The organism is uncultured Pseudoflavonifractor sp. (assembly GCA_904419835.1).
Classification (GTDB): domain Bacteria; phylum Bacillota; class Clostridia; order Oscillospirales; family Oscillospiraceae; genus Pseudoflavonifractor.
The window spans coordinates 1-26,517 of the sequence record CAJFTA010000032.1 but is presented as its reverse complement, the minus strand read 5'-3'; the positions used below and the strand labels follow the sequence as shown (position 1 = coordinate 26,517).

The window sequence follows — 26,517 nt, the reverse complement described above, 5'->3', positions numbered from 1 at the left end:
TTTCGCGCCGCACAGCGGCGCAAAAGTCCCCGCTCCGCTCTCCGGAAGCCTTGCACAGCAAGGCTTCCGGGGCATTCGATTCCACGCGAGGCGGGCGGCCGCCCCCTCGCGCTCCCCCGCCCCGACACAGCCCCATTCTGTTCAACCAAGGTTTTTTGACAAACTGAGCAGCCGGCCGCAAACGCGACCGGCTGCTCTGGCAGTTGCAGTTTTGGAATTACTTCTTTTCCTTCTCTTCCTTGGCGGGAGCGGCATCCTCAGAGGTCTGGGCGCCCTTGGTGGACACAGCCCACTTGGTGAACTCGATACGGACCCGGTCGGCGCCGGTCTCGATGACAATGGTGTCCTCCTTCACGGCGCAGATGGTGCCCACGATGCCGCCGATGGTGGTGATGAGATCACCCACAGCCAGGCTGCTGCGCAGCTCGGCCAGGGCCTTTTTCTTCTTGTTCTCCGGCCGGATAAGCAGGAAATAGAAGATGGCCAGCATTGCAACGATCATTACGATGGAAATGATATCCAAGTCAATTCCTCCAAATACAGTATTTCTGCCCCTTGCCCTGTGGCAACTTTATACATTATAGCGGCATTCACTCCGCTTGGCAAGCCCTCTTTACGAATTTCCGATGGGCGCGTCCAATTTTCCGCTGTATGCGCGGCGGAATTCCTCAAAGGTACCCTCGTCCAGGGCGGAGCGGATGCGTACCATCAGCTCGTTGTAGAAGTGGAGATTGTGGAGCACCGCCAGGCGCATGGCCAGCATCTCTCCCGCCGCGAACAGATGGCGCAGGTAGGCCCGGGAGAAGGAACGGCAGGCCGGACAGGTGCAGGTGGGGTCAATGGGGCTGGGATCGGTCTTGTACTTCTCGTTCTTGATGTTCAGCGTGCCCTCCCAGGTGTAGAGCTTCCCATGGCGGGCGTTGCGGGCGGGCATGACGCAGTCGAAAAAGTCCACGCCCCGGGCCACCGCCTCAATGATGTTGGAGGGTGTGCCCACGCCCATGAGATACCGGGGCTTCTCCCTGGGCATGTACGGCTCCACGGCATCGATGATGTCGTACATGGTCTGGGTGGGCTCCCCCACCGCCAGGCCGCCGATGGCGTAGCCGTCGCAGTCGATCTTGGCCGTCTCCTGCATGTGCCACACCCGCAGGTCGGGGTAAATACCGCCCTGGTTGATGCCGAAGAGCATCTGCTGGGGATTGACCGTGTCGGGCAGGCTGTTGAGCCGGTCATGCTCCGCCTTGCACCGCTCCAGCCACCGCAGCGTGCGCTCGCAGGAGGGCTTTACATACTCCCGGGTGGAGGGGTTGGCCACGCACTCGTCAAAGGCCATGGCGATGTCGCTGCCCAGATTGGACTGGATACGCATGCTCTCTTCCGGGCCCATAAAGACCCGGCGGCCGTCAATGTGGGAGGCAAAGGTGACGCCCTCCTCGGTGATCTTCCGCAGGCCGGACAGGGAGAACACCTGGAACCCGCCGGAGTCGGTGAGGATGGGGCCGTCCCAGTCCATGAATCTGTGGAGGCCGCCCATCTCCTTCACGATACCGTCGCCGGGGCGGAGGTGGAGGTGGTAGGTGTTGGACAGCTCGATCTGGCAGCCCACCTCCTTCAGGTCGTGGGCCGACACCGCCCCCTTGATGGCACCCTGGGTGCCGACGTTCATAAAAACAGGGGTCTGAACCGTTCCGTGGGCACAGGTAAACACGCCCCGCCGGGCCCTGCCCTGGGTCTTGACTACTTCAAACACGCAAAAACTCCTATCTTAATCTTTTCTTTTTGTGCTTCAGCAGATAAACATGGCGTCGCCGAAGGAGAAGAACCGGTACTTCTCCCGCACCGCTTCTGCGTAGGCATTCAGGATGTGCTCCCGGCCCGCCAGGGCAGAGACCAACATCACCAGCGTGGACTCGGGCAGATGGAAGTTGGTGATTAGACAGTCCAGCACCTTGAAGCGGTAACCGGGGTAGATATAGATGCTGGTCCAGCCGGCGCTCTCCTTCAGAGTGCCGTCCTCGGCGGCCCAGCTCTCGATGGTCCGGCAGGAGGTGGTGCCCACGCAGATGACCCGCCCGCCGCCGGCCTTGGTCTCGTTGATGATGTCCGCCGTCTTTTGGGAGATCATGCAGTACTCGGCGTGCATCTCATGGTCTGTAATATTCTCTTCCTTCACAGGCCGGAAGGTGCCAAGGCCAACATGGAGTGTCACGTAGGCCAGGCGCACGCCCATGGCCTCAATCTGTGCCAGCAGCTCCTTCGTGAAGTGGAGCCCGGCCGTGGGGGCGGCGGCGGAGCCCACCTCCCGGGAGTACACCGTCTGATACCGCTCCGGGTCGCTGAGCTCCTCCTTGATATAGGGCGGCAGAGGCATTTTGCCCAGCTGCTCCAGAATTTCCAGGAAAATGCCGTCGTAGTGGAATTCAATCAGCCGGTTTCCGCCCTCCACCTCCTCCAGCACGTCGGCGGTCAGCAGGCCGTCGCCGAAGGAGAGCTTTGTGCCCGGCTTTACCTTCCGTCCGGGCCGCACCAGGCACTCCCAGACCTTGCTGCCCCGGTCGATGAGCAGCAGCACCTCCACCGCGCCGCCTGTGGGCTCCCGGTGTCCCAGCAGACGGGCGGGCAGCACCCGGGAGTCGTTGAGCACCAGGCAGTCGCCCGGGCGGAGGAAATCGGGCAGCTCGTAAAAGTGGTGGTGGGAGGTCTCCCCCGTCTCCTTGTTCAGCACCATCAGCCGGGATCCGTCTCGCCGGTCCAGGGGAGTCTGGGCGATGAGCTCCTGGGGAAGGTCGTAGTAAAAGTCAGATGTTTTCAGTTCCATGCGCTTGCTGTTCCCTGCTTTCAGATTCAAAATAGTATGCCGGCTCTCCCTTATCGGATTTCCACGCCGGTGTAGTAGAACTTCAGAATGTCAACGTAGGTTTTTCCGGCCTGGGCCATGGCGTAGGCCCCCCACTGGCTCATGCCCACGTTGTGCCCGTTTCCGGTGCCGGAAACGGTGAAGCTGTCCCCCGTGGAGCCGGGGGAGGCCAGCACCTCTGTGCCGCTGCCGGTGATGACGTAGGGCGTGCCGCTGATGGCGGACACATTGCCGCTGCCGTCAATGGCGTAGGCCCCCGAGACGGAGGACAGCGCCGATCCGTCCTCATTTACATAGTATCCGCCGCTTCCGCCGGTAATGGTAAACCGGGGCGAGTTCACGCCCAGGAAGATCCGGCAGCTGTCGCAGCCGGTGATGGTCCAGCTGCTGCCGCTGGTATCCGTAAAGGTCAGCGCCCTTACATTTCCGTTGGCGGTGTATTCCGACACCCGCACGCCGGCCAGCGTGCCGCAGTTGCGGCCGGAGGCGCGCAGCTTGGCCGCCAGTTCATCGGCGGTAAAGGTATAGCTCCAGTTATAGTTGGAGATCTTGCTGACCACTGTGGCCTCCCAGGGGTCCTCGACCCCCACCAGATAGGGCAGATTTCCCCCCCAGACATTCTTGGCGCTCTCGGTGGCGCCGCCGTCAGAGGAGAAATAGTAGGTCTCCGCAATGGAGCCGTTGTACCACACATACTGTCCCGATGTCTCCTGGGCGGCCCGGTATGTATTGTCATTGACAGAGCCGGCGCCGGGATAGGCCTGGCAATGGGTGGTGGCGCACAGGTCAAAGCCGCTGGAGGTGTGCCGTCCCGTGCAGGAGGCGGCGTAGCTCCGGGCGGTGACCGCCTGGGCCTTCAGAGCCTCCACCGGCCAGGAGGGGCTCATCTCCTGGGAGATGACGCAGTTGATGTAGTCCTCCCGGTCCACCACATTGACCACCGTCAGGTTGCCGCCGCTGACACGCTGGTAGCGGAAGCCGCCGTAATACTTCCGCTTGGCGTACCAGGTCAGGGTCTTGACCGAGTTGTCCAGCCCGGGCATCACGCCCAGGGATCGGGACGCGTCGCCGTCAAACTGGAAGAGGATGGTGCTCGTGCCCGTCTTGACCACGGACACACCGTAGCTGCTGGTGCCGCAGACTGCGGCGTCCGGGACGCCCAGAGCGGTCAGGGCCGTGTTGGCCTCCTCCGAGGAGAGGTAGGCCCCCAGCCGCACCGTGTAGGTCCCGTCGGTCCAGGCGGGGAAACCGCCGGGCACGGCGACCGCGGCGGCCGCGGCCTCTTCAAAGGTGGAATAGGCGCCCGGCAGCTGGATGTGGTAGCAGCCCACGGCGATGGACGAGGTCTGTGTGTCGGTATAGCCGCTCAGGCCGTTGGAGAGCGGGCCGTACCACACGTTCTGGGTCTTGACCACGGAGATGCCCGTCTCCGTGGTGTAGCCCAGCTGGACGAAGTTGAGGCTGTCGTCATAATAGCCCAGCCGGTAGCCGCTGCCGGTGCTGTTGAGCAGGTTGGCGCCGGGGACGGCGTCGCTGCCGTAGGTTAGCCCGATACGGATGCTGGCGCTCATGGGGATGCCGGCTGCTCTGACGGCATCCGTGGAAAGCGCCGGGAGCGTCAGTACGGCGGCAAGGGCCAGCGCGGCGAATTTCATCAGCTTTTTTTTCATAGGAAACTCCAAATCTCTGGGATAGCCGCCATTCCCTGTATTGACACGGCAAAGCGGTTGTGATACTATTTTCAAAAATCAACTGAATCACTGCAAGATAGAGGTTGCGGTTTTCAAAAGTAGCGCGGTGAGGGCTCCGCTGGCCCGGCGACCCGCGCCAAAGGGAAAGCCGCCGAAGGGAGCGCGGGTACGGAACCGCCCTTCCTGGGCGCCGGGCACATCAGCCCTGCGACTGTCGCCGGTCCTCCGGCGGAGTGCTGTCTGCTTTTGTAGTGCCGGGGGCGGTGGCCGTCTCTGACATTATAGTACAAAATCAGCCGGTATGTAAACCCGCTGATTTCTTTTTTTATCTCGGCATATCTTCAAAGCGGCGGCGATTCATTTTGTTTTTCCTCCCGAAGCCGGTCTTAAAGCGGCCGCTTCCGGAATAGCATAAGTTAAACGTGAGCGATGGAGGTCCTGAATATGAAGCAGTATAAAGTAGGCGTGATCGGCGCCACCGGTATGGTGGGCCAGCGGTTTGTCACCCTGATGGAGCACCACCCCTGGTTCCGGCTCACCGTTGTGGCGGCCAGCGGCCGCAGCGCCGGCAAGACCTATGAGGAGGCCATCGGCGACCGCTGGGCCATGGATACCCCCATGCCCCAGGAGGCCAAAAACCTCATTGTCCTGAACGCCCAGGAGGACGTGGACAAAATCGCCGGCCTGGTGGACTTTGTCTTCTGCGCGGTGGACATGAAGAAGGACGAGATTCTGGCCCTGGAGGAGCGCTATGCCCGGCACGAGTGCCCCGTAGTGTCCAACAACTCCGCCAACCGCTGGACCCCCGACGTGCCCATGGTGGTGCCCGAGATCAACCCCGGCCACCTCCAGGTCATCGAGGCCCAGCGCCGCCGCCTGGGCACCGCCCGGGGCTTTATCGCCGTCAAGTCCAACTGCTCCATCCAGAGCTATGTCCCCGCCCTGCACCCCCTGAAGGAGGCCTTCGGCCTCAAGCGGGTTCTGGCCTGCACCTACCAGGCCATCTCCGGCGCGGGCAAGACCTTTAAGACCTGGCCCGAGATGGTGGATAACCTGATCCCCTACATCGGCGGCGAAGAGGAGAAGAGCGAGAGGGAGCCTCTGAAGGTGTGGGGCACGGTGGAGAACGGCGTCATCGTCACCGCCGACTCCCCTGCTATCACCTCCCAGTGCCTGCGTGTGCCCGTGTCCAACGGCCACACCGCCGCCGTGTTCGTGGACTTTGAGCGCAAGCCCACTGAGGAGGAGATCAAGGCCCTGTGGGCCTCCTACAAGGGCCGTGCCCAGGAGCTGGAACTGCCCACCGCGCCCAAGCAGTTCATCCACTACTTTGAGGAACCCGACCGGCCCCAGGCCAGGCTGGACCGGGAGCTGGAGGGCGGCATGGCCATCTCCGTGGGCCGTCTCCGTCCTGACACCCAGTACGACTACAAGTTCGTCTGTCTGTCCCACAACACCCTCCGGGGCGCCGCCGGCGGCGGCGTGCTGCTGGCCGAGCTGCTGTGCGCCGAGGGCTATATCGAGCCCCGTACCTGATCCATTCTCCATCCTGACTTTGAGGAGGTCATATCTATGAGAGAGCCCGTCTTTACCGGCGCCTGCACCGCGCTGGTCACCCCCTTCGACGACAGCGGCGCCATCAACTACGATGCATTTGCCGCCCAGATTGACGCCCAGATTGACAGCGGCATCGACGCGCTGTGCGTCTGCGGCACCACCGGCGAGAGCTCCACCATGAGCATCCGGGAGCACATCGCCGCCGTGGAGTTCTGCGTCAAGCACGTCAATCACCGGGTCAAGGTCATCGCCGGCGCCGGCAGCAACGACACCTCCGCCGCTGTGTACCTGTGCCAGCACGCCCAGGACTCCGGCGCCGACGCCCTGCTGCTGGTGACGCCCTATTACAACAAGTGCTCCCAGACCGGCCTCATCAAGCACTATGAGTATATCGCCGACCGGGTGGAGCTGCCCATCATCCTCTACAATGTGCCCTCCCGCACCGGCGTCTCCTTCACCGCCGAGACCTACCAGGCGCTCTCCAAAAACCCCAGGTTCAACGGCGTCAAGGAGGCCAGCGGCAACTTCTCCCTGCTGGCCCACACCCGCTTCCTCTGCGGGGAGGACTTCTACATCTGGTCCGGCAATGACGACCAGGTGGTGCCCATGATGAGCTTGGGCGCCAAGGGCGTTATCTCGGTGGCCGCCAATATCGTCCCCAAGACCATGGTGGAGATGACCCACCTGTGCTTGGACAACGATATCGCCGCCGCCTCTAAGCTTCAGGTGGAGTACATGGACCTAATTGACGCCCTCTTCATCGAGGTCAATCCCATCCCCATCAAGGCCGCTATGGACCTGATGGGCATGAAGGCCGGCGGGCTGCGCCTGCCCCTGTGCGACATCTCCCCCGCCCACCTGGAAACCCTGCGGGCCTCCATGCAGCGGATGGGGCTGCTCTGATTCTTATCCGGAAAGGGACGTTGAATTATGCTCCGAATTGGCATTTCCGGCTGCAACGGCCACATGGGCCGGGTGGTGGAGGACATCTGCCGCTCCGCGCCGGACATTGAAATCGCCGTGGGCTTTGATATCCTGGGCAACAGCGACCGGGACTTCAAGGTGTGTACCTCCCCCGCCGACTTTGACGGCGAGGTGGACGCGGTCATCGACTTCTCCAGTCCCGCCGCCCTCCAGGGCCTGCTGGAGTTTGGCGCCGCCCGCAAGGTCCCCCTGGTCCTGGCCACCACCGGTTACTCCCAGGAGCAGCTGACCGCTATTGACGAGGCGGCAAAGCTGGTGCCCATCTTCCGCTCCGGGAACATGTCCCTGGGCATCAATGTGCTGCTGGAGCTGGTGCGCCGTGCGGCCTCCATCCTGGGCAGCGACTATGACGTGGAGATTGTGGAGCGGCACCACCACCGGAAGGTGGACGCCCCCAGCGGCACCGCCCTGATGATCGCCGACGCGGCCGCCTCCGCCCTCCCCTACCAGCCCCAGTACGTCTATGAGCGGCAGTCCGTCCGCAAGCCCAGAGACCCCCACGAGATTGGAATCTCCTCTGTCCGGGGCGGCACCATCGTGGGCGACCACGAGATCATCTTCGCCGGACGGGACGAGGTCATTGAGCTGCACCATTCGGCCCAGTCCCGGGAGGTTTTCGCCTCCGGAGCAGTCAAGGCGGCCCGCTTCCTGGCCGGTGTGGAGAGGCCGGGCCTCTATTCCATGGCCGATCTGGTGTCCGCGGCGGGGCTGGACTGAGCCGCGCTCCTTTCGTTTTCTTTCTATACGGACGAAAATGTGACTGTTCTCCCCTCCTTTCTCTGCTGTTTGCCCTGTTTTTTGTCCCATTTATCTTTCTTTGAAAAAATGCTTGCATTTTCCCACAGTTTCTGTTATTATATCAGTCGATGCTTTGTAAGCAAAACCTGACGAGCGAGGAGGTTTAGCGAATGGCCAAGTGTGAATTTTGCGACAAGGGCGTTGTGTTCGGCATTCAGGTGTCCCACTCTCACCGCCGCACCAACCGTCCCTGGAAGCCCAACGTGAAGCGTGTTAAGGCGATCGTGGACGGTGCGCCCAAGCACGTCTATGTGTGCACCAGATGCCTCCGTTCGGGTAAGGTCACCCGCGCCGTGTGATTCTCTGAACTGAGAAAAGGCCCCTGCGCTGAGCGCAGGGGCCTTTTTGCACCCTCTCTATCTCTATAAAAAACCGCCTGGAGTACATCATGCGCTCCAGGCCGTTTCTGTTATTTCCCGTGGACCTTTGCTGCGGTCAGGGTGTTCTCCAGCAGCATGACCCGGGTCATGGGTCCCACGCCGCCGGGCACTGGGGTGATGAAGGCAGCCTTTTCCTTCACCGCCTCAAAGTCCACATCGCCGCAGAGCTTTCCATCCTCGTTCCGGTTCATGGCCACGTCGATGACGGCGGCCCCCTCCTTCACCATGTCGGCGGTGATGAGGCCGGCCTTCCCCACCGCCGACACCAGAATGTCGGCCTGGCGGGTGATAGCCCCCAGGTCGGGGGTGCGGGAGTGGCAGATGGTAACCGTGGCGTGGCGCTGGAGCAGCAGCATGGCCTGAGGCTTGCCCACGATGTTGGAGCGGCCCACCACAACTGCGTGCTTCCCGGCGGGGTCGATGCCGTACTCGTCCAGCATGGCCATCACGCCGGCGGGGGTACAGGGCAGAAAGGTGTGCTCCCCAATCATTAGCTGCCCCACATTGTAGGGGTGGAAGCAGTCCACGTCCTTGCCGGGGTCAATGGCGTTGAGCACTGCCTTCTCGTCAAACTGTTCTGGCAGCGGCAGCTGGACCAGAATGCCGTCGATATCCTCTCTGCCGTTGAGCAGATCAATGAGCTCCAGAAGCTCCTCCTGCCGGGCGCACTCAGGCAGGGCATACTCCTCGCTGTAAATGCCGCACTCGGCGCAGTCCTTCTTCTTGTGGTTGACATAGATGCGGGAGGCGGGATTGTCCCCCACGATGATGACGGCCAGGCCGGGCCGTCTGGAGAGGCGTTCCACATCCTCCTTGATTCTGGCCTTGCACTTGGCCGCCAGGGCCTTTCCGTCAATGATGGTCGCTGCCATTGTCCTCGTCCTCCTTCTCGCTGTGTGTATCCATATCCTCCTGCCGCGGGGCCGCAGCCTGCTCCGCTTTGGCCGCCTCCATGGCCGCCCGGCGGTTCACCCACAGCTGATCCGGCGCGGGCCGGTGCAGGTAGAACCACACCCAGAGAATGACCGCCGCCAGGGCGGAGGCAAAGCCCAGCACCTGGGACACCCGGATGGGGGTATTCATAAAGTAAAGGCTGTCGGTGCGCATGCCCTCGATGATGCCCCGGCCCACGCCGTACCAGGCCAGGTAGGTAAAGAAGAGCTGGCCGTCGAATTTGCGCCACCTCCTGGAGATTAATACAAGGAGCAGGAAACCCGCCAGGTTCCAGGCCGACTCGTAGAAGAACGTGGGGTGGACGCCCAGGGTGCCGTCCACCACCTGCTGCCATCCGGCAGCGTCCACCAGCCCCTTGGCATACAGCTCGTTGGCAATCTTCTCCGAGCACATCCGCCAGGGCAGGTCGGTCAGTCCGCCGTAGGCCTCCACGTTGACAAAGTTGCCCCACCGGCCGATGCACTGGCCGATGAGCAGCCCCATGCCGCCCAGGTCGGCAAAGGCCAGAAAGGGGATCTTCTTGTACCGGCAGACAAAGAACAGCACAATGACCGCCGCGATGACGCCGCCGTAGATGGCCAGGCCGCCGTCCCGCACGTCCAGCATCTTGCTGAAATTCAAACTGCCGTCCTCGTTTTTGAACAGGTCCAGGTAGAACAGGATGTAGTACAGCCGCGCCCCCACCAGGGCAAGGGGCACGGCAAAGATGAGCAGGTCGGTCAGGTCATCGTCGCTGATGCCCAGCTTGGGACCCTTCCGGCTGCAGTAGAACCAGGCCAGGACAGCGCCTGCGACGATGATGACGGCGTACCAGTAGATGTTGAAGCCGAAGGGGCTGGCCGCCACCCGGTTCAGGGTGAACGCCAGCCCCAGGCCGGGAAAGGAGACGGTGTTGGTCATGCCTGTCCCTCCCCCGGCTGCACCACGGCCAGCGCCGCCCGCTCCGGCGTAAAGCAGGTGCGGATGCATGTCTCCACGTCCGCCTGGCTGATGCCCTCAAAGACCTCCGGGAACCGGAGCATGTCATAGCCGGCAAAATAGGCCTGGGCCATGCCCACGCAGATGTTCTCAAAGGAGTTGAGGCCCCGCACCTTGGTGCCGTACAGGCCCTTTTTCAGCCGGGCAAAGAGGGCGGGGTCCACGCCTTCCCTGCCAATCCGCTCCGCCTCAGCGGCAATGGCGGCGGCCACGGCGTCCGGGTCGGCGCTCTCCCCGCCGGCCATGGCATAGGCGCAGGAGGGGTAGCCGTCAAAGCCGTAGGAGAAGCTGCTGTTGATGAGGCCCTCCCGGTACAGGCGGACATACAGGGGGCTGGAGTTGCCCAGCAGGGCCTCGCAGGCAAGCTCGGCCACCAGCTTCTGCCGGAGCTGCTCCTCGCCTCTGGGCGCCGGTTCCATCTTCCAGCCCAGCTGGAAGATAGGGGTGGACACCTCCATCCTCAGCTCCGTCCGGCTCCTGGCCGCGCCTGCGGGCTCGGCGGGGCCGTAGTCCCTGGAGATGGAACCCTTGCCCTCCCGGGGCAGAATCTCCCGGGCCATGTCCAGCACCTTCTCCGGGTCCACATTGCCCGCCACGCAGAGCACCATATTGCCCGGGTTGTAGAAGGCGCTGTGGCACAGGTTCAGGGTGTCGGCCGTGATACGGGAGATGGATTCGATGGTCCCGGCCACCGAGGTGCGGATGGGGTGATGGGCGTACAGCCCCTCCAGCATGGCGTAATACACCTGATACTCCGGGTCGTCCTCAATCATCCGGATCTCCTGGCCGATGATGCCCTGCTCCTTGTCCACGCTCTCCTGGGTGTAGTAGGGCTGGGAGACAAAGGAGAGGAGAATGTTCAGGTTCTCATAGAACTTCTCGGTGCTCTCAAAGTAGTAGCCCGTGATGGCCGAGTTGGTAAAGGCGTTGGGGCTGGCGCCGTTGGCGGCCAGGTCCTGGAGGGCGTTGCCGTCCTTGGTGTCAAAGGTCTTGTGCTCCAGGAAATGGGCCACTCCGGCGGGGGTATCGTGCCACTGGCCGTCCAGCTGGAATTTCATATCCATTCCGCCGTAGTCAGTGGCAAAAAAGGCGTAGCTCTTCTGAAAATCCGGCTTCACGTCCACGTAGACGGTCAGGCCGTTGTCCAGCCGGGCGGAAAATACGCGCTCCCCTATCCGGGAGTATTCCTTATGATTCACTGGTGCTCCTCCTTCCCCTTGAGGAAATAGATGCTGTCCAGCCGCACCCGGCGGGCGGCGGCAGCCACCTGGTCTGCGGTGACCTGCTCCAGCTTGGCGGCCAGGTCCTCAGGCCCGTCTCCCCCGCCCACGGCCAGGCCCAGGCGGAAGTCCTCCATGCGGCCCTGACTGTCCAGCAGGCTGCGCAGGCCGCTTACCGAACTGCGGCGGGCGGCCTCCAGTTCCCAGGGCTCCATCTCGCCCCGGCGGCACTTCTCCAGCTGGGCGAGGATCTCGCTCTGGGCGGCCTCCCGCTTGTCAAACTCCACGCCGGAGGACACCAGCATCAGGCCCTTAAACTTCTCCACCTGAGAGCTGGCGTAGTAACACAGGGACAGCTTTTCTCTTACATTAAGAAAGAGCTTGGAGGTGGTGGTGCCGCCGAACACCGCATTGAAGAGCATCAGGGCGGGGTACTCCGCGTCCGTCACCTTGATGTCCGTCCGCAGGCCCATGGCCAGCTTGCCCTGGGTCACGTCAAGCGCGTCCTCAAAGCTCCGGGGACACTCCTCTCCCCCGCCGAGCGTATTCCGGCAGACGGAAACGGTGTCAGCTGTCCTTCCCTTCAGCCCGGCAAGAGCGCCGCGGAAGGCGGCCTCCACCCGTTCAAAGGGGGCGGAGCCGGAGAAATAGAGCTCCACCCGGGCGCCGGACAGCAGGTCCTGATAGCGCGCCCACAGTTCTTCGCCGGTGATGGCGGCGGCCTTGGCCTCGCTGCCCAGCCGGTCCACTCCGTAGGGCTCCCCCTGGCACATCAGCTGCACCAGCCGGAGCACCGCGTACTGCCGCTTGTCGTTGACCTGGGCCCGGATGCGGTCCACCAGGTTGGCCCGCTCCCGCTCCACATAGGCGGAGACAAAGCCGCCGTTCTCTCTGGCAGGGGTGAGCAGCATCTCACCCAGCAGAGCCGCCGCACACTCCAGAATGGGGGTGCCGTCGGGCACATAGGCGTCGTCCAGGAAGCTGGCCACAAAACCCACGCACTGGGTCTCCCCTTTTTTGCGGACAATGGGCTCCACCGCCCCGCCGTACAGCTCGTCCAGCGCGGCGGACAGGCTCTCCATATCCGGGCAGCGCTCCGTGCCCCGCCGCAGCACCATGGGAATCAGGGCGTTGGCGGCGGCATGCTCCGCCCGCAGGGGCGTGAGGAGCTGAATCCCCATATAGGAGGATTTGAATTTCATGGTGTGCACCGCCGTGAGATACACGCCGGGCAGCAGTTCTGTTCGGGTGACTTCGGTCATCCGTACTCATCCTTTCTGGCGCCTCTGCCGTTCGCCGCTTCGGGCGGATTGGCGCAGAGACACATGGAAAAATTGACAAGCCTTATTATACAACGAATCCCCTCATTTGACACCCCCAAATCCAAAAGATTGTATCCACACCGCCGGGAAAAGAGAAACCTGCCGCGCCTGTTCAGTCTGACGGAAAATTTCCCTTGGTTATCTTCCATTTTCGTCTTGACAAAAACCACAAAATATTGTATCATAACCAACGTTGTAAAGCTGATGCGCTTTACGAAACTGAGAGGAGGCTGAAGAATGAAAAACCAGGCTTACCGCATGGCGCTTCTGTTCGACTTCTACGGCGATATGCTCACCGACCGTCAGAAGGAATTCTTTGACCTCTATTACAACGAGGACCTCTCCCTGGCTGAAATTGCCGAGAACTACGACATTACCCGCCAGGGCGTCCGGGACGTGATCGTCCGGGCGGAGGGCATTATGCAGGAGCTGGAGGACAAGACGGGCATTATCCGCCGTTTCCAGAAGATGCAGTCCCAGCTCTCTGACATCGACCGCTTTGCCGACGGCATCATGGAGATGAACGACCAGCGCGGCAGCGGAGATCCTGCTATCGAGGCCCTCTGCCGTCAGATTAAGGACACCGTGGCTCAGATGAAGCAGGAGTGACTCCATGGCATTTGAAGGATTAACTGAAAAGCTCTCCAACGCATTTAAAAAGCTGCGGGGCAAGGGCCGTCTCACTGAGGCCGACGTAAAGGAGGCCATGAAGGAGATCCGCATGGCCCTGCTGGAGGCCGACGTCAACTACAAGGTCGTCAAGGACTTTGTGGCCAAGGTCACCGAGCGGGCCGTGGGTTCCGACGTACTGGAGAGCCTCACCCCCGCCCAGATGATTGTCAAGATCGTCAACGAGGAGCTGACCGCCCTGATGGGCGGCGAGAGCGCCAAGCTGACCATCTCCCCCAAGCCGCCCACAGTGGTGATGCTGGTGGGCCTCAACGGCGCCGGTAAGACCACCAACGGCGCCAAGCTGGCTGGCTACATGAAGAAGCAGAACGGCAAGCGTCCCCTTCTGGTGGCCTGCGACACCTTCCGCCCCGCCGCCATCCAGCAGCTGGAGGTCGTGGGCGGCCAGCTGGGCGTGCCTGTGTTCCAGCAGGGACTGGGCGACCCGGTGGAGATTGCCAAGGCGGGCATTGAACACGCCAGGACCCACGGCAACGACATCGTGTTTCTGGATACCGCCGGCCGGCTTCATGTGGATGACGAGCTCATGGCTGAGCTCTCCCGCATGAAGGAGGCCGTCTCCCCCACCGAGATTCTCCTCATTGTGGACGCCATGATCGGCCAGGACGCGGTCAACGCCGCTAAGGTCTTTGACCAGACCCTGGATCTGACCGGCGTCATGCTCACCAAGCTGGACGGCGACGCCCGCGGCGGCGCGGCCCTCTCCATCAAGGCCGTCACCGGCAAGCCCATCAAGTTCATCGGCACCGGTGAGAAGCTGGACCAGATTGAGGTGTTCCACCCCGACCGGATGGCCTCCCGTATCCTGGGTATGGGCGACGTGCTCTCCCTCATCGAGAAGGCCCAGCAGTCCTTTGACATGCAGAAGGCGGCGGAGCTGGAGCAGAAGATGCGGAAAAACCGCCTCACCCTCACCGACTTCTACGACCAGCTGGTCCAGGTGAAGAGCATGGGCTCCCTGGCGGACATCGCCGGGATGCTCCCCGGCGTCAACGCCAAGGCGCTGGAGGGCGCCAGTGTGGACGAGCGGGCCCTGGGCCGTACGGAAGCCATCATTCTCTCCATGACGCCTGAGGAGCGGGAGAACCCCTCCCTGCTCAACAACAGCCGCAAGAAGCGGATTGCCGCCGGCAGCGGCACCCAGGTGGTGGATGTGAACCGGCTGCTCAAGCAGTTTGAGATGATGCAGCAGATGACCAAGCAGATGACCGGCGGCCGGATGCGGAAGATGGCCAAGAAGGGCCGCTTGGGCGGGTTTGGCGGCTTCGGCAAGAAAAAGGGCGGCTTCCCCTTTTAACGCGGTTGGTTAGCGTCCCCCGGGCGCTTCCATATAGATGTGAAATAATTTTGGAGGTGAAGATACAATGGTTAAAATCAGACTTCGTCGGATGGGCGCCAAGAAGGCTCCTTTCTATCGTATCGTGGTGGCTGACTCCCGTTATCCCCGTGACGGTCGCTTCATCGAGGAGATCGGCACTTACAATCCCCTGGTGACTCCCGCCGAGATCAAGGTTGACGCTGACCGCGCCCAGGCCTGGATCAAGACCGGCGCTCAGCCCACCGAGACCGTGAAGGCTCTGCTGAAGAAGGCTAACGCCATCTGAGCGGCAGCCTGCTAATGGAGGGCAGCATGAAGGAATTGCTCACTTATATCGCCCAGAACCTGGTGGACCACCCCGAGGCGGTGTCCGTCACGGAGCACGCGGGCGAGGACGAGACCGTCCTGGAGCTCCGGGTTGCTCCCGAGGATATGGGCAAGGTCATCGGCCGTCAGGGCCGTATTGCCAAGGAGATCCGCACGCTGATGCGCTCTGTTGCCCAGAAGAACGGGACCAGGGTCTCTGTCGAAATTGTAGACTGAAAAACGGCGGGGATGACCCGCCGTTTTTTGTTCCCGTATACGGACGCTCTGCCGTCTGCAATCGGAGGTTCACATGAAAAACAAATTTCTCGAAGCCGGACAGATTGTCAATACCCACGGCGTACAGGGCGAGGTGAAGATCGTCCCCTGGTGCGACAGCCCGGAATTTCTCTGTCAGTTCGATGTGCTTTACATCGACGGCCAGCCGGTCCGCCTCTGCTCCGCCCGGGTCCACAAGGGCAACGTGCTGGCCACCCTGGAGGGCGTGTCCGACGTGAACGCCGCCATGCGGCTCAAGGGCAAGAAGGTGTCCATCGACCGCACCGGCGTGGAGCTGCCCAACGGCCGCCACTTCCTGGCCGACCTGATGGGCCTGGAGGTGCGGGACGCCGACACCGGCGAGGTGCTGGGCGAGATCAGGGACATCCTCACCCCCCCTGCCCACGAGGTCTATGTGGTGAAGGGCGGCGCCCACTCCTACCTGATTCCCGCCGTGGACGAGTTCCTGAAGGAGACCAATGTGGAGGGCGGCTATATCCGGGTGCATCTCATCGAGGGGATGGAGAGCGATGTATAGAATTGACATCATGACCCTCTTCGATCTGACCGTGGGCGACGTGATGAACGAATCCATCCTGGGCCGGGCCCAGGAGCGGGACTTTATCCGCATCGAGGCCCATCAGATCCGGGACTACACCCTTAATAAGCAGAAGCAGGTGGACGACTACCCCTACGGCGGCGGTCGGGGCGCGGTGATGCAGGCCGACCCCCTCTACCAGTGCTGGAAGCACATCACCGACACCTACGGTCCCGGCCACACCATCTATATGTCCCCCGCCGGCAAGACCTTCCGGGAGGCGGACGCCAGGCGCCTGCGGGATGACTACGACCACCTGATCCTGGTGTGCGGCCACTACGAGGGCATTGACGAGCGCTTCATTGAGGAGTGTGTGGACGAGGAGATCTCCATCGGCGACTTTGTGCTCACCGGCGGCGAGCTGGCCGCCATGGTGGTGGCCGACGCGGTGGCCCGGCTGGTGCCCGGCGTACTCTCCGACCCGGAGTGCTTTGAGGATGAGAGCCACTGGAACGGTATGCTGGAATACCCCCAATACTCACGGCCCGAGGAGTGGCACGGCCGGAAGGTCCCCCCCATCCTCCGCTCCGGCGACCACAAGAATATCGCAAAATGGCGGCGGAAGCAGTCCATCATTCGCACCCGGGACCGCCGGCCCGATATGTACGCCAGGCTGGACCTGTCCTCCAAGGAGGACCAGAAGCTCCTCCAGGAGATCGCCCGGGAGGAGACCGCGGCGGAATCTTCCTCGGAACCATAAGGCGCTATACAGGCAGAAAAATCAATGCTTACGCTGCTTTTTGTCACATCACAGCGGCTGTACGTGATTTTTCTGCCTGTCTTTCTTTTTTCCCTTTACATTCCATGTCGGCCATGATACAATAGCACATGCGGCAATCTTATTTTTAATATTACATCTGGAGATTGATGATATGAGTTTTAAAATTATCGTGGACAGCTGCTGTGACCTGATGCCCGCCATGCTCCGAAGCGGCAGTTTTGTCAGCGTCCCCCTCACCATCCGGGTGGGGGACACCGTGGTGACCGACGACGCCTCCTTTGACCAGGCCGCTCTGCTGTGGCGGATGAAGGAGAGCGAGAAGGCCCCCTCCACCGCCTGTCCCTCTCCCGCTCAGTATCTGGATGCCATGGAGTGCGGCGCGGACGACATCTATGTGGTCACCCTCTCCGCCCTGCTGTCCGGCTCCCACAACAGCGCCGCCCAGGCCCGGGCCATGTACCTGGAGGAACACCCCGACGCCCGCGTGCATATCTTCAACTCCTGCTCCGCCTCCTCCGGCGAGGTGCTCACCGCGCTGAAGATTCAGGAGCTGGCCGCTGCCGGCAAGGACTTCGAAACGGTAGTCAGCCGGACCTCCCGCTATATCAACGAGATGGAGACCCTCTTTGTCCTGGAGAATCTGGACAACCTGCGCAAGAACGGCCGGCTCACCAGGCTCCAGTCCATTGTGACGGACACGCTGAAGATCAAGCTGCTCATGGGCGCCACCCCTGAGGGCGAGATCTGTAAGCGGGGCCAGGCGCTCTCCATGAAGCAGGCCCTGGGCAAGATGATCTCCATGATGGCCGCCGATGAGAAGCACGCCGGCCGCACCCTGTGCATTACCCACTGCAACTGTCTGGAGCGGGCTTTCTACCTCAAGGAGCAGGCGCTCAAATCCTGCCGTTTCCATGACGTCATTATCTGCGAGACAGGCGGCATCAGCACGGTCTACGCCAACGACGGCGGCATTGTGGCCGCCTACTAAGCGCATACGGGGGCAAGACCCGGTTCCGTTGAGTGGTGATAGAGCGTTAATCCTCCGCACGGCCGCAGCCGCGCGGAGGATTTTTTCTGTGCGTCCTGTCCTGCGCCAGAAGGAGAGCGCCTCAATCAATTTTACTCTACGGCGCTATTTCCTTTTAATGCGCGCCATTCCTCTTCCAGTATTGACATCAATATGTCGTCTGCATAGCTATCTCCGTCCATTACAGCGTCTCTCAGGACGCCCTCCCGCCTGAAGCCGGCTTTTGTATAAGCCCGCTCCGCGCCCGGATTAAAGGAATACACGTCCAGCTCCAAGCGGTGCAGCTTCAGCGTTTCAAACGCAAAATCGCGGGTCGCTTCCGCTGCCCAGGTTCCAATTCCCTTCCCTCTCTCCGCCGCGCGGTAGAGGGCGATTCGGAAATTGGCGCGGCGCAGCGCCCAGTCAATTTCATTGATGACGCTTTCTCCGATGATGCTTCCGTCGGGCGCGATGATCAGAAAGAAATATCTGTCATCCTCTTCCAGGGATTTCAGGAAAAAGGACGTCACCTCTTCTCTGGAAAAGGCCTCCTTGCACCCCGTCAGTCGGGCGACTTCACTGTCCAGGGGACAGTAATTCTGTTCATAATAGTCTGCTGCATCTTCGGCTTTTGCCGGGCGGATGAAATATCCGTCCTTTTCACCTATCGCATGTGTGCTCATTTCGTGCTTCCTCTCTGCCCCCTGCCTTCCGCCTGCGCCGAAATACCATTCTGTGAGTATCACACATCCGGTCAGGAGGCTTGTCATATTTTCCGCCGTTTCCTGCTTGATTACTTCTGCTCGGGCTCCTGCTTGGGGGCGGGTTCCGGTGCGGGCTGAGCCGGTGCGGCCTCCCCCTTCTTCTCCCCCAGGAATTTAGGCAGGTTCATGCCCGCCATGTCGAACATCTCGCTCATGGGCGGGATGGACTTCATCAGGCCGGAGATATAACCAGCGGTGCCGGTCTTGCCGTCCTGGCCCTGGCCTCCGTCCCAGACGGTGACCTTGTCGATCTTCACGTTCTTGATGGCGTCCACCTGGATACGCATGAGCTGCTCCATCTTGTCGGCCAGCATGAGGCGGACAGCCTCGTCGGCGTCGCCGCCGGCGGCGGCCACGATCTCCCGCAGACCTTCGGCCTGCTTGACCAGCAGGGCCTGGCTGCCGGCAGCCTCGGCCTCCATCTTCACACGGATAGCGTCGGCCTCACCCTGGGCTCTGCGGCGAATCTGCTCGGCCTCAGCCTCGGCCTCCAGCTCCTTGCGGCGCTTGTCAATCTCGGTCTTGACGATGATATCGGCCTCCTGAGTGGCCTTCTCACGGGCGGCACGGGCAGCCTCGGCCTTCTGCTCGGCGGCGTAGGCCTCCTCCAGAGCCTGGGCGGCTGCGATCTTCTCAGCGGCGGTGGCGATACGGGTGGCCTCGGCCTCCTTCTCGCGGCGCTGGGCGTTGGACATAGCCACTTCCACCTTGGCGTTGTTCTCGCCCTGGATGGCGGCGGAGTCGGCCTGGGCAACTTGGATACGCTGGTCGCGGTGGGCGTTGGCCTCGCCGATGGAACCGTCGCGGTCCCGTTCCGCCACGTTCTTCTTGGCGTCGTTGATAGCCTTGGCGGCGGCCTCTTTACCGAGGGCGTCGATATAGCCGGACTCGTCGCTGATGTCGGTCACGTTCACGTTGATGAGACGCAGGCCGATCTTCTTCAGCTCGCCTTCCACGTTGCGGGACACGGCCTCCAGGAACTTGTCGCGGTCGGTGTTGATCTCTTCGATGTCCATGGTGGCGATGACCAGACGCAGCTGACCGAAGATGATGTCCTTGGCCAGCTCCTGGATCTCCTGGAGCCGCAGACCCAGCAGGCGCTCGGCGGCGTTCTGCATGACGCCGGGCTCGGTGGAGATGCCCACGGTAAAGCGGGAGGGGACGTTGATGCGGATGTTCTGTCGGGACAGGGCGTTCTCCAGGTCCACGGAGATGGACATGGGGGTCAGGTCCAGAAACTCATAGGCCTGGATGACGGGCCAGATAAAGGCCGCGCCGCCGTGGATACATTTTGCGCTGCGGGTGGAGCCGTCTTTGTTGTTGCCCACCTTACCGTAGATGACCATGACCTTGTCGGACGGGCACTTCTTGTACCGCTTGATGAGAAACAGGACCAGGGAAAACAGGATGACCGCAACGACACAAATCAGTACGAGAGTGATAATCTGATTCATACAATTCTCTCCTTCTTGATTCTCTTCTCAGTTTATACTTCTTCTCTTCCGGGCAGAACCGGAGATACCACGAGGGTTCCGTCCTCCGTCAGCCCGACTACCACAATCTCCGAGCCGGTGGGAATGGGCGCTGTCTCCTGGGTGACAGCCTCGAACTCCCGCAGCTGCTCCTGTACGGTCACATTTACCTTTCCGGTCCCCTGCCCTTGCGCGGGGACGGTGAGGTAGACGCTCCCCCGCTCTCCCAGGGCGTTGCGGACGTCCAGCGTGCCGTCGGACTGGAGCCTGAGGGCTTCGCGGAGAATCACGGCCACAGCCACCATGCCGATGATGCCGATCTGTATCGCCAGGAACAGGGCCGGGAACCAGTGCATGCCCAGGGTCAGGAAGAGCAGGCCGCTCCAGCCGAACAGGGTGAAAAATGTGATAAAGCCGCGGATGGTAAAGACATGCAGGCCGCTGAAAAATCCGCCGTGGCCGTCGGCCCCTTCTCCGGTGTCTCCGCCGGCGTGAACCTCTCCGTGGAGCCCATCAGGGGTTCCGTCTCCGTCCAAGTCCGCCGCTGCTCCGCCGGAGATTCCGTCTCCGTCCGGATCTAGGTCAACGGCGTCTGAACCGTCGCCATCCAAGCCGCCGTCGGCGTCCCCGTCGCCGCCTCCCAGCCCGATGAACAGCATCACCGTCTGAATCAGAAGCAGCAGTGTGGCAGGGACTGCGATGAACAGCATGACCCGCTGCAGCACGGTCAGTGATTCCAGCCAGGCCTCCACAGCGCTCCCCTCCTTTCATTTTGAATATGTCTTTTCATGCTGGAAATGTGACGCCATGGGAAAATTTATTAAAAAGCCGCAGGTGCTCCCTCCCCGGGTTCCTCCAGCGCCTGGATCAGACCCTCCGCCTTCCGCTTGAGGCAGGCGGACTCATAGGCGGTGAAAAGAACCCGCAGGGTGCGGCTTACCCTCCTCCGGGCGCCCGGACAGGGCTCGCCATAGTCAAAGAGCACTTCGTCGCACCAGCGGACCAGCTCCTCGTCCCCCGGCATAGGCGTCTCCTCCAGCCGCCCAAGCAGGCGGACCAGACAGGTGTAGAGATAGGAATCGTCCACCAGGTCGTCTGACTCGTCGGCCAGCGCGCCGTTGACGTAGGACAAAAGTTGGCAGATTTTCTCAAGCTGAAGCACATCCTTCAGCATGTTGATAAACAAGATGCGGCAGAATTGCCTGCGGCTGTATTTTTTTCGCTCCGGCGGGGAGACAAAGCCCCGTTTCACCCAGTTCTGGATGACGTAAGGCTCCAGTCCCGTCAGTTGGGAGACCTGGGAAAGCATCAGGCCTCCGGTGAGGAACAGCGGCGACAGCAGCATGTCTGCTGCGTCTGGCCGTCTCAGATCGGCTTCAACCGTGGTTCCCGGCAGTACATCTCTCATATTGACCGCCTCCTTAAGGTGATTTAAATATATCATAAGGTCATTTGACTGTCAATAGGGTTTATATGATTTTAATCTGTTTTTTACATTTGCCATACACTGCACATATTCACAGCCCCCGGCGCAGTAATGCGCCGGGGGCTGTGAATAACATGTATTTGGGGTTACTGACCGGCCACCGCGTTGGCCGCGGCCACACGGCCATAGTAGATGGCAGATCCGATGGCCATGCCGCAGCAGGGGTACTCGGCATCGAACAGGCCGGTAAAGGCCACCTCTCCGGCGGCATACAGGCCGGGAATGGGCTGATCGTTGGTGTCCAGCACATGGGCGCCGGTGTCAATCTGAAGACCGCCGAAGGTGACGGAGGAGCCGGGGGTCATGCGGAAGGCGTAATAGGTGTCGCCCTCCACAGGGATCATGTACTCGGCGGGCTTGCCGAAGTCATCGTCGCTGCCCTTGGCGCACAGCTCGTTGTACCGGTCCACAGTGGCCTGGAGCACGGCGGGGTCCATCCCGATGAGGCCGGCCAGCTCCTCAATGGAGGAGGCATGGGGCACGGACTCAATCTGGATGCCGCCGGCCAGGGTGGGATAGGGCTCCACGCACTGGCCGTCCTTGGAGGCGGTGATGTAGTAGCCGCAGGTGCTGTCCGCGTCGGCCAGGGCCTGGGCCACGTGGGACTGGTAGGACCACTCGTTCACCACGCGGTCGCCGTCCTCGCTGACAATGAGGCCGGATTCCTCGTTGATGCCGCAGTAGCAGTCGTAGCTCACATAGACCAGCTGGAGGCCGGGGGCGTCAAAGTTCTTGGCTCCCACCGCGGTGGCCATCTCAATGCCGTCGCCCACGTTGGTCATGGGCACACCGGAATAGGCGTTGGTGGGCAGGAAGTCGTTGTACTTGGCCAGCATCTCCTCGTTGTGGGCATAGCCGCCGGTGGCCAGAATCACAGCCGGAGCGTTGACCGTGACAGTGCTGCCGTCGGACTTCTCAGCCTTCACGCCCACAACAGCGCCGCTCTCATCGGTGAGGAGCTCGTTGGCGCGGCAGTTGTAGATAATCTTGCCGCCGGCCTGCTCATAGGCGTTGGTCAGAGGTACGCAGAACTGGCCGCCGTGGCCGCTGGTCTGGCCGCCGCCGCCCTCCACGTTGTGGACCCGCCAGGGCGTCAGGGAGCTGTGGATGGGTTCCACGTCCTGAATCTTCACGCCCCGGTCCACCAGCCACTGGATGTTCTCAGCAGAATTCTCACAGAAAGCCCGCACCAGGTCCTCGTCCATGATGCCGTCCCGATCGAAGCTCATCAGGTAGTCGTACATCATCTCAGGGGTGTCCTCATACCCCTGGGCCTCCTGCCACGGGGTGCCGGCGCCCAGAATCTTGCCGCCGCTGCGGGTTGTTGAGCCGCCGGTGACGCCTACTTTCTCCAGAACCAGCACATTGGCGCCGGCCTCCAGCGCGGTGTTGGCAGCGGCCAGTCCGGCTGCGCCGGCGCCAACCACCACCACATCCACATCGTAGGTCTCGTCAGTGGGCTCGGGCCGGTCCACGGGAGCGGACTTCAGGGCCTCGGCGTCGCCGCCGGCCTTGGACACACAGTCGGCCACCGCCTGCTTGATGGCGGCGCTGGTGACTGTGGCGCTGGCCACAGAGTCCACGGCCAGGGACTGGCTCTCCACAATGGCAGTAGGCAGCGCCTCCACAGGGGTGGTGCTCAGGCCGTAGCCCAGACCGTAGGTCTCCGTATGATCGGTGACCTTCACATCGGTGATGCTGGTCTCGTCAAAGGTGACCTCCACAGTCATGTCGCCGTTATGGCCGGCGGCGGTAGCGGTGTAGGTACCGGGCGTATAGCCGGCGGCGGCGGTGTTCTCCTCCTTGCCCATGGCCTGATCCAGGCACTTCTGCACGGCGGACTTGACCGCGTCGCTGGTGATGGTGGCGCCGGAGATGCTGTCTACCTCAGCGGATTGGGCCTCCAGAATGGCCTCCTTCATGGGCTCCCCCACGTCGGCGCCGTAGCCGGCTGTCTCGCCGGACACGTCGATGGTCACGTCGGTGATCTCATTTTCGCTGACGGTCACGGTCACCTTGACCGCACTCTCCATGCCCTGGGCTTCGGCGCTGTATGTGCCGGCCGTATAGAGGACAGGGGTTGTGAGGGGCGGCTCGCTGCTGGGCGGCGTCTCTCCACTGCCGCAGGCAGCCAGGGAGAGCACCATGGACAGAGAGAGCGCAAGAGCGATGAGCTTCTTTCCTTTCACAGTATCTACCTCCTAGATATTTTTTGAGTGAAAACGTCAAAATGTTGACACTCAATTAAAGAATATCATACTCCCCCTGGAAGTCAAGATACAGTTCCAACGATGTGTCTATAAAAAAGACAGGGCGGCAAGCTGCCCTGTCCTCGACTCAGCCCTTCAGGAAGGCGCGGATCTCCTCCTGGCGGGCTACTGCCTGCTGGTACCCGTCCTGATAGAGCGCCTTGATTTTCTCCACATCCCGCTCCGTGCGGGAAAAGCCCTTGGTGCATTTGGGGGCGATAATCAGAACCTTTCCCTCCTGCTCCAGACGGAACAGCCGCCCGCGGCAGGCGTTGTAGGTATCTGCCCGGCGGCGCATAGCGTCGCAGAACTTAGGATACTTGCGGTAGCAGCGGTCAATCAGCGGCTGGAGGGACTCGGTCTTGCGGATATAAGACCGCTCCCGGGTGAGAATCACCACAATGCGGTCACAGCCCTTCTCCACTGCCCGGTCATAGGGGATGGCGTCCGCCGTGCCGCCGTCCATGTAGGGCTTGCCGTTGATGTGGTAGACAGGAAAGAGGAACGGAAGCGCACAGGTGGCCTGGAGCAGCTCGAAGTGGTTATCCCGCTTGGGGACGGTGAGGTACTCCGCCTTTCCGGTGTCCATATTGGTGACCACCGCTTCCACCTCCCCGGGAAAGGCGGCAAAGGTGTCGTAGTCAAAGGGGATCAGCTCATTGGGGATGGTGTCGTAGGTAAATTTCAGCCCGAAGTAGCACCGGTGGTTGCCCGGCCGGAAGAGGTTGTTCGCCCCCATATACCGCTTGTCGTTGGCGTAGCGTGTGAGGATTTCCAGGTTGCGCCCGCTCTGCTTTGAGATGTAGCTGACGCCGTAGGCGATGCCCGCCGAGACGCCCACGCAGTAGTCCGGCATAATATCCCCTGCCAGCAGCCCGTCACAGGCACCGCTGGAAAAAATCGTCCGAAAGGCGCCGCCCTCCAATACCAGTCCTGTCTTCATTGCAATCAGCCTCCCTTGATTTCATCCCAGTAGCGCCTGGCGGCCTGCTCGGTTTTGTTTTCGCCGTACTCATAGTAGACGGTCCCCGCCAGCTTATCCGGCAAGTACTGCTGCTTTACATAGTGGTGGGGGTAGTCGTGGGGGTAGAGATACCCCTGCTCCCGCTCCATGCCGGAGGAGTCCAGATGCACATTCTGGAGGTGGCGGGGAATGTCCCCGGTCTTCCCCGCCCGCACATCGGCCATGGCCCGGCCTATGCCCAGGTAGGCGGAGTTGGACTTGGGCGAGGTGGCCATCAGCACCACCGCGTCGGCCAGCGGGATCTGCGCCTCGGGCAGGCCCAGCATATTGGCCGCGTCAATGCAGCTCTTCACAATGGGGATAATCTGAGGGTAGGCCAGCCCCACGTCCTCACAGGCCATGACCATCATCCGGCGGCAGGCGGAGACCAGATCCCCGGCCTCCAGCAGCCGGGCCAGGTAGTGGAGGGCTGCGTCCGGGTCGGAACCCCGAACCGATTTCTGGAGGGCGGAGACAATGTCATAGTGGTTGTCCCCTTCCCTGTCGTACCGCATGGCCGACCGCTGGGCCACAGCCCTGGCATCCTCCAGAGTCACAGTCAGCACGCCGTCCCTCCGCCGGGCGGAGTTGAGCAGCAGCTCCACCGCGTTCATAGCCTTGCGCACGTCGCCGCCGCAGGCCGAGGCGATATGCTCCCGCACCCCGTCCTCACAGACCGCCTGCTCCCCCAGCCGCTGCTCCATCATGGCGATTCCCCGGTCCACGGCGGGCAGCACATCCTCCGCTGTCACCGGCTTGAACTCAAAGACTGTGGACCGGCTGAGTACTGCGTTATACACATAGAAATAGGGGTTTTCTGTGGTGGATGCCACCAGGGTCACATCCCCCTTCTCTATGACCTCCAGCAGGGACTGCTGCTGCTTCTTATTAAAGTACTGGATCTCGTCCAGGTACAGCAGGATTCCGTTGGGGGCCAGCATGGTGCCCACATCGGCAATCACATCCTTGATGTCGGAGAGGGACCCGGTGGTGGCGTTGATGCGCCGCAGGGCCCGGCCGGAACGGCGGGCAATGATGTTGGCCACCGTGGTCTTTCCCGTGCCGGAGGGGCCGTAAAAGACCAAATTGGGAATTTTCCCGCTCTCAATGATGCGGCGGAGAAGCCCGCCCTCCCCCAGAATATGCCGCTGTCCTACCACATCGTCCAGGCTTTCCGGACGGATTTCATCCGCCAAAGGCCGGTATGCCATATCCACGGCCTCCCTTTTCTCGATTTGCGCGGCTTCCCCTCGGGGCAGCCGCTGCATATGCTGTCTATCTTATATAGTGTAACATGTGTTCGATTTTTCGTAAAGGCCCATTTCCTCATCTATGTCCAAAAATACTGAGGACCGCCTGTGCGCCCCGGGGTCCCGGCGGTGATGCGGAATTATGCCGCCATAAACGCGGAGAGGATGGCCGCCGCTTCATCGGCGGTCAGGGTGCCCTGAGGCTGGAAGATGTTTTGCTTTCTTTTGTGCAGTTGGCAGACCGCACTCTCAGTATAGCAAAGGGCCTTTTTATTTCCTACTCTCCGCTAAAGCTTTTACGGAACTCCCCGGCAAAGCCTTAATCTCGTTAAGATAAGGAACAGACCAGACTGTCTCGCATACAGTCTGGTCTGTTCTGCAAATATTTGAAAAAAGACACAAAAACCACTTGACAAAAGCGCAAAAATCGGCGGCTGCGTTGGAGCCCTTATCTTAATGAGATTAAGGCTTTGCCGGGGGGTGGGACTACGAAAATATCAGGAGCGGGACCGTTATGCGGTCCCGCTCCTCAGGCTGTCGAAAAACCTCGGTTGAACAGAATCCGCCTGTGTCGGGGTGGGGGAGCGCGAGGGGGCAGCCGCCCGCCTCGCGTGGAATCGAATGCCCCGCAATG

The 26,517-nt window shown here is 61.6% G+C and carries 26 protein-coding genes and 1 riboswitch; of the genes, 11 read left to right on the top strand and 15 right to left on the bottom strand.

Annotated features, from left to right (window positions below):
- Nucleotides 1-217: 217 nt before the first annotated feature.
- The 4 genes from yajC to QZY67_RS07245 form a co-directional block, all read right to left on the bottom strand.
- Nucleotides 218-523, bottom strand: coding sequence for a preprotein translocase subunit YajC (gene yajC, locus QZY67_RS07260; protein WP_366448951.1), 306 nt, complete (start codon nucleotides 521-523; stop codon nucleotides 218-220).
- A 90-nt stretch (nucleotides 524-613) separates the two neighbouring features.
- Nucleotides 614-1,753, bottom strand: coding sequence for a tRNA guanosine(34) transglycosylase Tgt (gene tgt / locus QZY67_RS07255; RefSeq protein ID WP_295369419.1), 1,140 nt, complete (start codon nucleotides 1,751-1,753; stop codon nucleotides 614-616).
- A gap of 36 nt (nucleotides 1,754-1,789) precedes the next feature.
- Nucleotides 1,790-2,815, bottom strand: coding sequence for a tRNA preQ1(34) S-adenosylmethionine ribosyltransferase-isomerase QueA (queA, locus tag QZY67_RS07250; protein ID WP_295369420.1), 1,026 nt, complete (start codon nucleotides 2,813-2,815; stop codon nucleotides 1,790-1,792).
- A gap of 56 nt (nucleotides 2,816-2,871) precedes the next feature.
- A complete protein-coding gene (locus QZY67_RS07245; RefSeq protein WP_295369417.1) occupies nucleotides 2,872-4,530 on the bottom strand; it encodes a SpoIID/LytB domain-containing protein in 1,659 nt (552 codons plus the stop codon).
- A gap of 90 nt (nucleotides 4,531-4,620) precedes the next feature.
- Nucleotides 4,621-4,798, top strand: a riboswitch (Lysine riboswitch).
- Nucleotides 4,799-4,995: 197 nt separating this feature from the next.
- Here QZY67_RS07245 and asd point away from each other — a divergent pair.
- The 4 genes from asd to rpmB all read left to right on the top strand — a co-directional run bounded on the left by asd (nucleotide 4,996) and on the right by rpmB (nucleotide 8,189).
- Entirely contained in the window at nucleotides 4,996-6,087 is a 1,092-nt protein-coding gene (gene asd, locus QZY67_RS07240) for an aspartate-semialdehyde dehydrogenase (protein WP_295369415.1), read from the top strand.
- A 36-nt stretch (nucleotides 6,088-6,123) separates the two neighbouring features.
- Complete coding sequence (dapA, locus tag QZY67_RS07235) at nucleotides 6,124-7,011, top strand: 4-hydroxy-tetrahydrodipicolinate synthase (RefSeq protein ID WP_295369413.1); 888 nt, start codon at nucleotides 6,124-6,126, stop codon at nucleotides 7,009-7,011.
- Nucleotides 7,012-7,038: 27 nt separating this feature from the next.
- Nucleotides 7,039-7,809, top strand: coding sequence for a 4-hydroxy-tetrahydrodipicolinate reductase (gene dapB, locus QZY67_RS07230; RefSeq protein WP_295369411.1), 771 nt, complete (start codon nucleotides 7,039-7,041; stop codon nucleotides 7,807-7,809).
- A gap of 191 nt (nucleotides 7,810-8,000) precedes the next feature.
- Complete coding sequence (gene rpmB, locus QZY67_RS07225) at nucleotides 8,001-8,189, top strand: 50S ribosomal protein L28 (protein ID WP_006572618.1); 189 nt, start codon at nucleotides 8,001-8,003, stop codon at nucleotides 8,187-8,189.
- A gap of 110 nt (nucleotides 8,190-8,299) precedes the next feature.
- Here the strand turns inward: rpmB and folD are convergent, their stop codons facing one another.
- Genes folD through QZY67_RS07205 form a run of 4 tightly spaced genes read right to left on the bottom strand, consistent with a single transcriptional unit; the run spans nucleotide 8,300 to nucleotide 12,684 of the window.
- Nucleotides 8,300-9,142: a bifunctional methylenetetrahydrofolate dehydrogenase/methenyltetrahydrofolate cyclohydrolase FolD gene (gene folD / locus QZY67_RS07220; RefSeq protein ID WP_295369409.1), complete on the bottom strand. Its 843-nt coding sequence runs from the start codon at nucleotides 9,140-9,142 to the stop codon at nucleotides 8,300-8,302.
- Nucleotides 9,123-10,124 (bottom strand): prolipoprotein diacylglyceryl transferase, encoded by a 1,002-nt coding sequence (lgt, locus tag QZY67_RS07215; RefSeq protein ID WP_295369408.1) that lies wholly within the window; start codon nucleotides 10,122-10,124, stop codon nucleotides 9,123-9,125. The genes folD and lgt overlap by 20 nt, the downstream gene beginning before the upstream one ends.
- The gene (locus QZY67_RS07210) at nucleotides 10,121-11,401 is read right to left on the bottom strand and encodes a pitrilysin family protein (RefSeq protein WP_295369406.1); all 1,281 of its coding nucleotides are present in this window, start codon (nucleotides 11,399-11,401) and stop codon (nucleotides 10,121-10,123) included. Before QZY67_RS07210 ends, lgt begins: the two co-directional genes overlap by 4 nt.
- Nucleotides 11,398-12,684: a pitrilysin family protein gene (locus QZY67_RS07205; RefSeq protein ID WP_295369404.1), complete on the bottom strand. Its 1,287-nt coding sequence runs from the start codon at nucleotides 12,682-12,684 to the stop codon at nucleotides 11,398-11,400. Before QZY67_RS07205 ends, QZY67_RS07210 begins: the two co-directional genes overlap by 4 nt.
- Nucleotides 12,685-12,981: 297 nt before the next feature.
- On the opposite strand from QZY67_RS07205, the gene ylxM reads away from it, so the two are divergent.
- The 7 genes from ylxM to QZY67_RS07170 all read left to right on the top strand — a co-directional run bounded on the left by ylxM (nucleotide 12,982) and on the right by QZY67_RS07170 (nucleotide 17,641).
- A complete protein-coding gene (gene ylxM, locus QZY67_RS07200; protein WP_006572625.1) occupies nucleotides 12,982-13,353 on the top strand; it encodes a YlxM family DNA-binding protein in 372 nt (123 codons plus the stop codon).
- 4 nt (nucleotides 13,354-13,357) lie between these two features.
- Nucleotides 13,358-14,731, top strand: coding sequence for a signal recognition particle protein (gene ffh / locus QZY67_RS07195; protein ID WP_295369401.1), 1,374 nt, complete (start codon nucleotides 13,358-13,360; stop codon nucleotides 14,729-14,731).
- Nucleotides 14,732-14,798: 67 nt separating this feature from the next.
- Nucleotides 14,799-15,038: a 30S ribosomal protein S16 gene (gene rpsP / locus QZY67_RS07190; protein WP_040646762.1), complete on the top strand. Its 240-nt coding sequence runs from the start codon at nucleotides 14,799-14,801 to the stop codon at nucleotides 15,036-15,038.
- Nucleotides 15,039-15,064: 26 nt separating this feature from the next.
- Nucleotides 15,065-15,295 (top strand): KH domain-containing protein, encoded by a 231-nt coding sequence (locus QZY67_RS07185; protein ID WP_040646823.1) that lies wholly within the window; start codon nucleotides 15,065-15,067, stop codon nucleotides 15,293-15,295.
- A gap of 73 nt (nucleotides 15,296-15,368) precedes the next feature.
- Entirely contained in the window at nucleotides 15,369-15,872 is a 504-nt protein-coding gene (rimM, locus tag QZY67_RS07180; RefSeq protein ID WP_295369399.1) for a ribosome maturation factor RimM, read from the top strand.
- The gene (trmD, locus tag QZY67_RS07175) at nucleotides 15,865-16,632 is read left to right on the top strand and encodes a tRNA (guanosine(37)-N1)-methyltransferase TrmD (RefSeq protein WP_295369397.1); all 768 of its coding nucleotides are present in this window, start codon (nucleotides 15,865-15,867) and stop codon (nucleotides 16,630-16,632) included. The genes rimM and trmD overlap by 8 nt, the downstream gene beginning before the upstream one ends.
- 172 nt (nucleotides 16,633-16,804) lie before the next feature.
- Entirely contained in the window at nucleotides 16,805-17,641 is an 837-nt protein-coding gene (locus QZY67_RS07170; protein ID WP_295369395.1) for a DegV family protein, read from the top strand.
- A 131-nt stretch (nucleotides 17,642-17,772) separates the two neighbouring features.
- Here QZY67_RS07170 and QZY67_RS07165 read toward each other — a convergent pair whose 3' ends face one another.
- From QZY67_RS07165 to QZY67_RS07135, 7 genes are all read right to left on the bottom strand, one after another.
- The gene (locus QZY67_RS07165) at nucleotides 17,773-18,342 is read right to left on the bottom strand and encodes a GNAT family protein (protein WP_295369394.1); all 570 of its coding nucleotides are present in this window, start codon (nucleotides 18,340-18,342) and stop codon (nucleotides 17,773-17,775) included.
- Between the two features lie 110 nt (nucleotides 18,343-18,452).
- On the bottom strand, nucleotides 18,453-19,877 hold the full coding sequence (locus QZY67_RS07160) for a flotillin family protein (RefSeq protein ID WP_295369393.1): 1,425 nt from the start codon (nucleotides 19,875-19,877) through the stop codon (nucleotides 18,453-18,455).
- 32 nt (nucleotides 19,878-19,909) lie between these two features.
- Nucleotides 19,910-20,647 (bottom strand): hypothetical protein, encoded by a 738-nt coding sequence (locus QZY67_RS07155; protein WP_294532859.1) that lies wholly within the window; start codon nucleotides 20,645-20,647, stop codon nucleotides 19,910-19,912.
- Between the two features lie 68 nt (nucleotides 20,648-20,715).
- Nucleotides 20,716-21,303, bottom strand: coding sequence for a DUF1836 domain-containing protein (locus QZY67_RS07150; protein ID WP_294532861.1), 588 nt, complete (start codon nucleotides 21,301-21,303; stop codon nucleotides 20,716-20,718).
- Nucleotides 21,304-21,467: 164 nt separating this feature from the next.
- Nucleotides 21,468-23,570, bottom strand: a complete 2,103-nt coding sequence (locus QZY67_RS07145) for an FAD-dependent oxidoreductase (RefSeq protein WP_295369390.1) — start codon at nucleotides 23,568-23,570, stop codon at nucleotides 21,468-21,470.
- A gap of 148 nt (nucleotides 23,571-23,718) precedes the next feature.
- Complete coding sequence (locus QZY67_RS07140) at nucleotides 23,719-24,573, bottom strand: patatin family protein (RefSeq protein WP_295369389.1); 855 nt, start codon at nucleotides 24,571-24,573, stop codon at nucleotides 23,719-23,721.
- A 5-nt stretch (nucleotides 24,574-24,578) separates the two neighbouring features.
- Nucleotides 24,579-25,844 (bottom strand): replication-associated recombination protein A, encoded by a 1,266-nt coding sequence (locus QZY67_RS07135; RefSeq protein ID WP_294532869.1) that lies wholly within the window; start codon nucleotides 25,842-25,844, stop codon nucleotides 24,579-24,581.
- Nucleotides 25,845-26,517 lie beyond the last annotated feature (673 nt).

What these genes read in the sequence shown, in the direction of transcription:
- QZY67_RS07245 (WP_295369417.1), bottom strand. Translation starts at nt 4,530, where the DNA reads ATGAAAAAAAAGCTGATGAAATTCGCCGCGCTGGCCCTTGCCGCCGTA.
- asd (WP_295369415.1), top strand. Translation starts at nt 4,996, where the DNA reads ATGAAGCAGTATAAAGTAGGCGTGATCGGCGCCACCGGTATGGTGGGC.
- dapA (WP_295369413.1), top strand. Translation starts at nt 6,124, where the DNA reads ATGAGAGAGCCCGTCTTTACCGGCGCCTGCACCGCGCTGGTCACCCCC.
- dapB (WP_295369411.1), top strand. Translation starts at nt 7,039, where the DNA reads ATGCTCCGAATTGGCATTTCCGGCTGCAACGGCCACATGGGCCGGGTG.
- rpmB (WP_006572618.1), top strand. Translation starts at nt 8,001, where the DNA reads ATGGCCAAGTGTGAATTTTGCGACAAGGGCGTTGTGTTCGGCATTCAG.
- folD (WP_295369409.1), bottom strand. Translation starts at nt 9,142, where the DNA reads ATGGCAGCGACCATCATTGACGGAAAGGCCCTGGCGGCCAAGTGCAAG.
- lgt (WP_295369408.1), bottom strand. Translation starts at nt 10,124, where the DNA reads ATGACCAACACCGTCTCCTTTCCCGGCCTGGGGCTGGCGTTCACCCTG.
- QZY67_RS07205 (WP_295369404.1), bottom strand. Translation starts at nt 12,684, where the DNA reads ATGACCGAAGTCACCCGAACAGAACTGCTGCCCGGCGTGTATCTCACG.
- ylxM (WP_006572625.1), top strand. Translation starts at nt 12,982, where the DNA reads ATGAAAAACCAGGCTTACCGCATGGCGCTTCTGTTCGACTTCTACGGC.
- ffh (WP_295369401.1), top strand. Translation starts at nt 13,358, where the DNA reads ATGGCATTTGAAGGATTAACTGAAAAGCTCTCCAACGCATTTAAAAAG.
- rpsP (WP_040646762.1), top strand. Translation starts at nt 14,799, where the DNA reads ATGGTTAAAATCAGACTTCGTCGGATGGGCGCCAAGAAGGCTCCTTTC.
- QZY67_RS07185 (WP_040646823.1), top strand. Translation starts at nt 15,065, where the DNA reads ATGAAGGAATTGCTCACTTATATCGCCCAGAACCTGGTGGACCACCCC.
- rimM (WP_295369399.1), top strand. Translation starts at nt 15,369, where the DNA reads ATGAAAAACAAATTTCTCGAAGCCGGACAGATTGTCAATACCCACGGC.
- trmD (WP_295369397.1), top strand. Translation starts at nt 15,865, where the DNA reads ATGTATAGAATTGACATCATGACCCTCTTCGATCTGACCGTGGGCGAC.
- QZY67_RS07170 (WP_295369395.1), top strand. Translation starts at nt 16,805, where the DNA reads ATGAGTTTTAAAATTATCGTGGACAGCTGCTGTGACCTGATGCCCGCC.
- QZY67_RS07165 (WP_295369394.1), bottom strand. Translation starts at nt 18,342, where the DNA reads ATGAGCACACATGCGATAGGTGAAAAGGACGGATATTTCATCCGCCCG.
- QZY67_RS07160 (WP_295369393.1), bottom strand. Translation starts at nt 19,877, where the DNA reads ATGAATCAGATTATCACTCTCGTACTGATTTGTGTCGTTGCGGTCATC.
- QZY67_RS07150 (WP_294532861.1), bottom strand. Translation starts at nt 21,303, where the DNA reads ATGAGAGATGTACTGCCGGGAACCACGGTTGAAGCCGATCTGAGACGG.
- QZY67_RS07140 (WP_295369389.1), bottom strand. Translation starts at nt 24,573, where the DNA reads ATGAAGACAGGACTGGTATTGGAGGGCGGCGCCTTTCGGACGATTTTT.
- QZY67_RS07135 (WP_294532869.1), bottom strand. Translation starts at nt 25,844, where the DNA reads ATGGCATACCGGCCTTTGGCGGATGAAATCCGTCCGGAAAGCCTGGAC.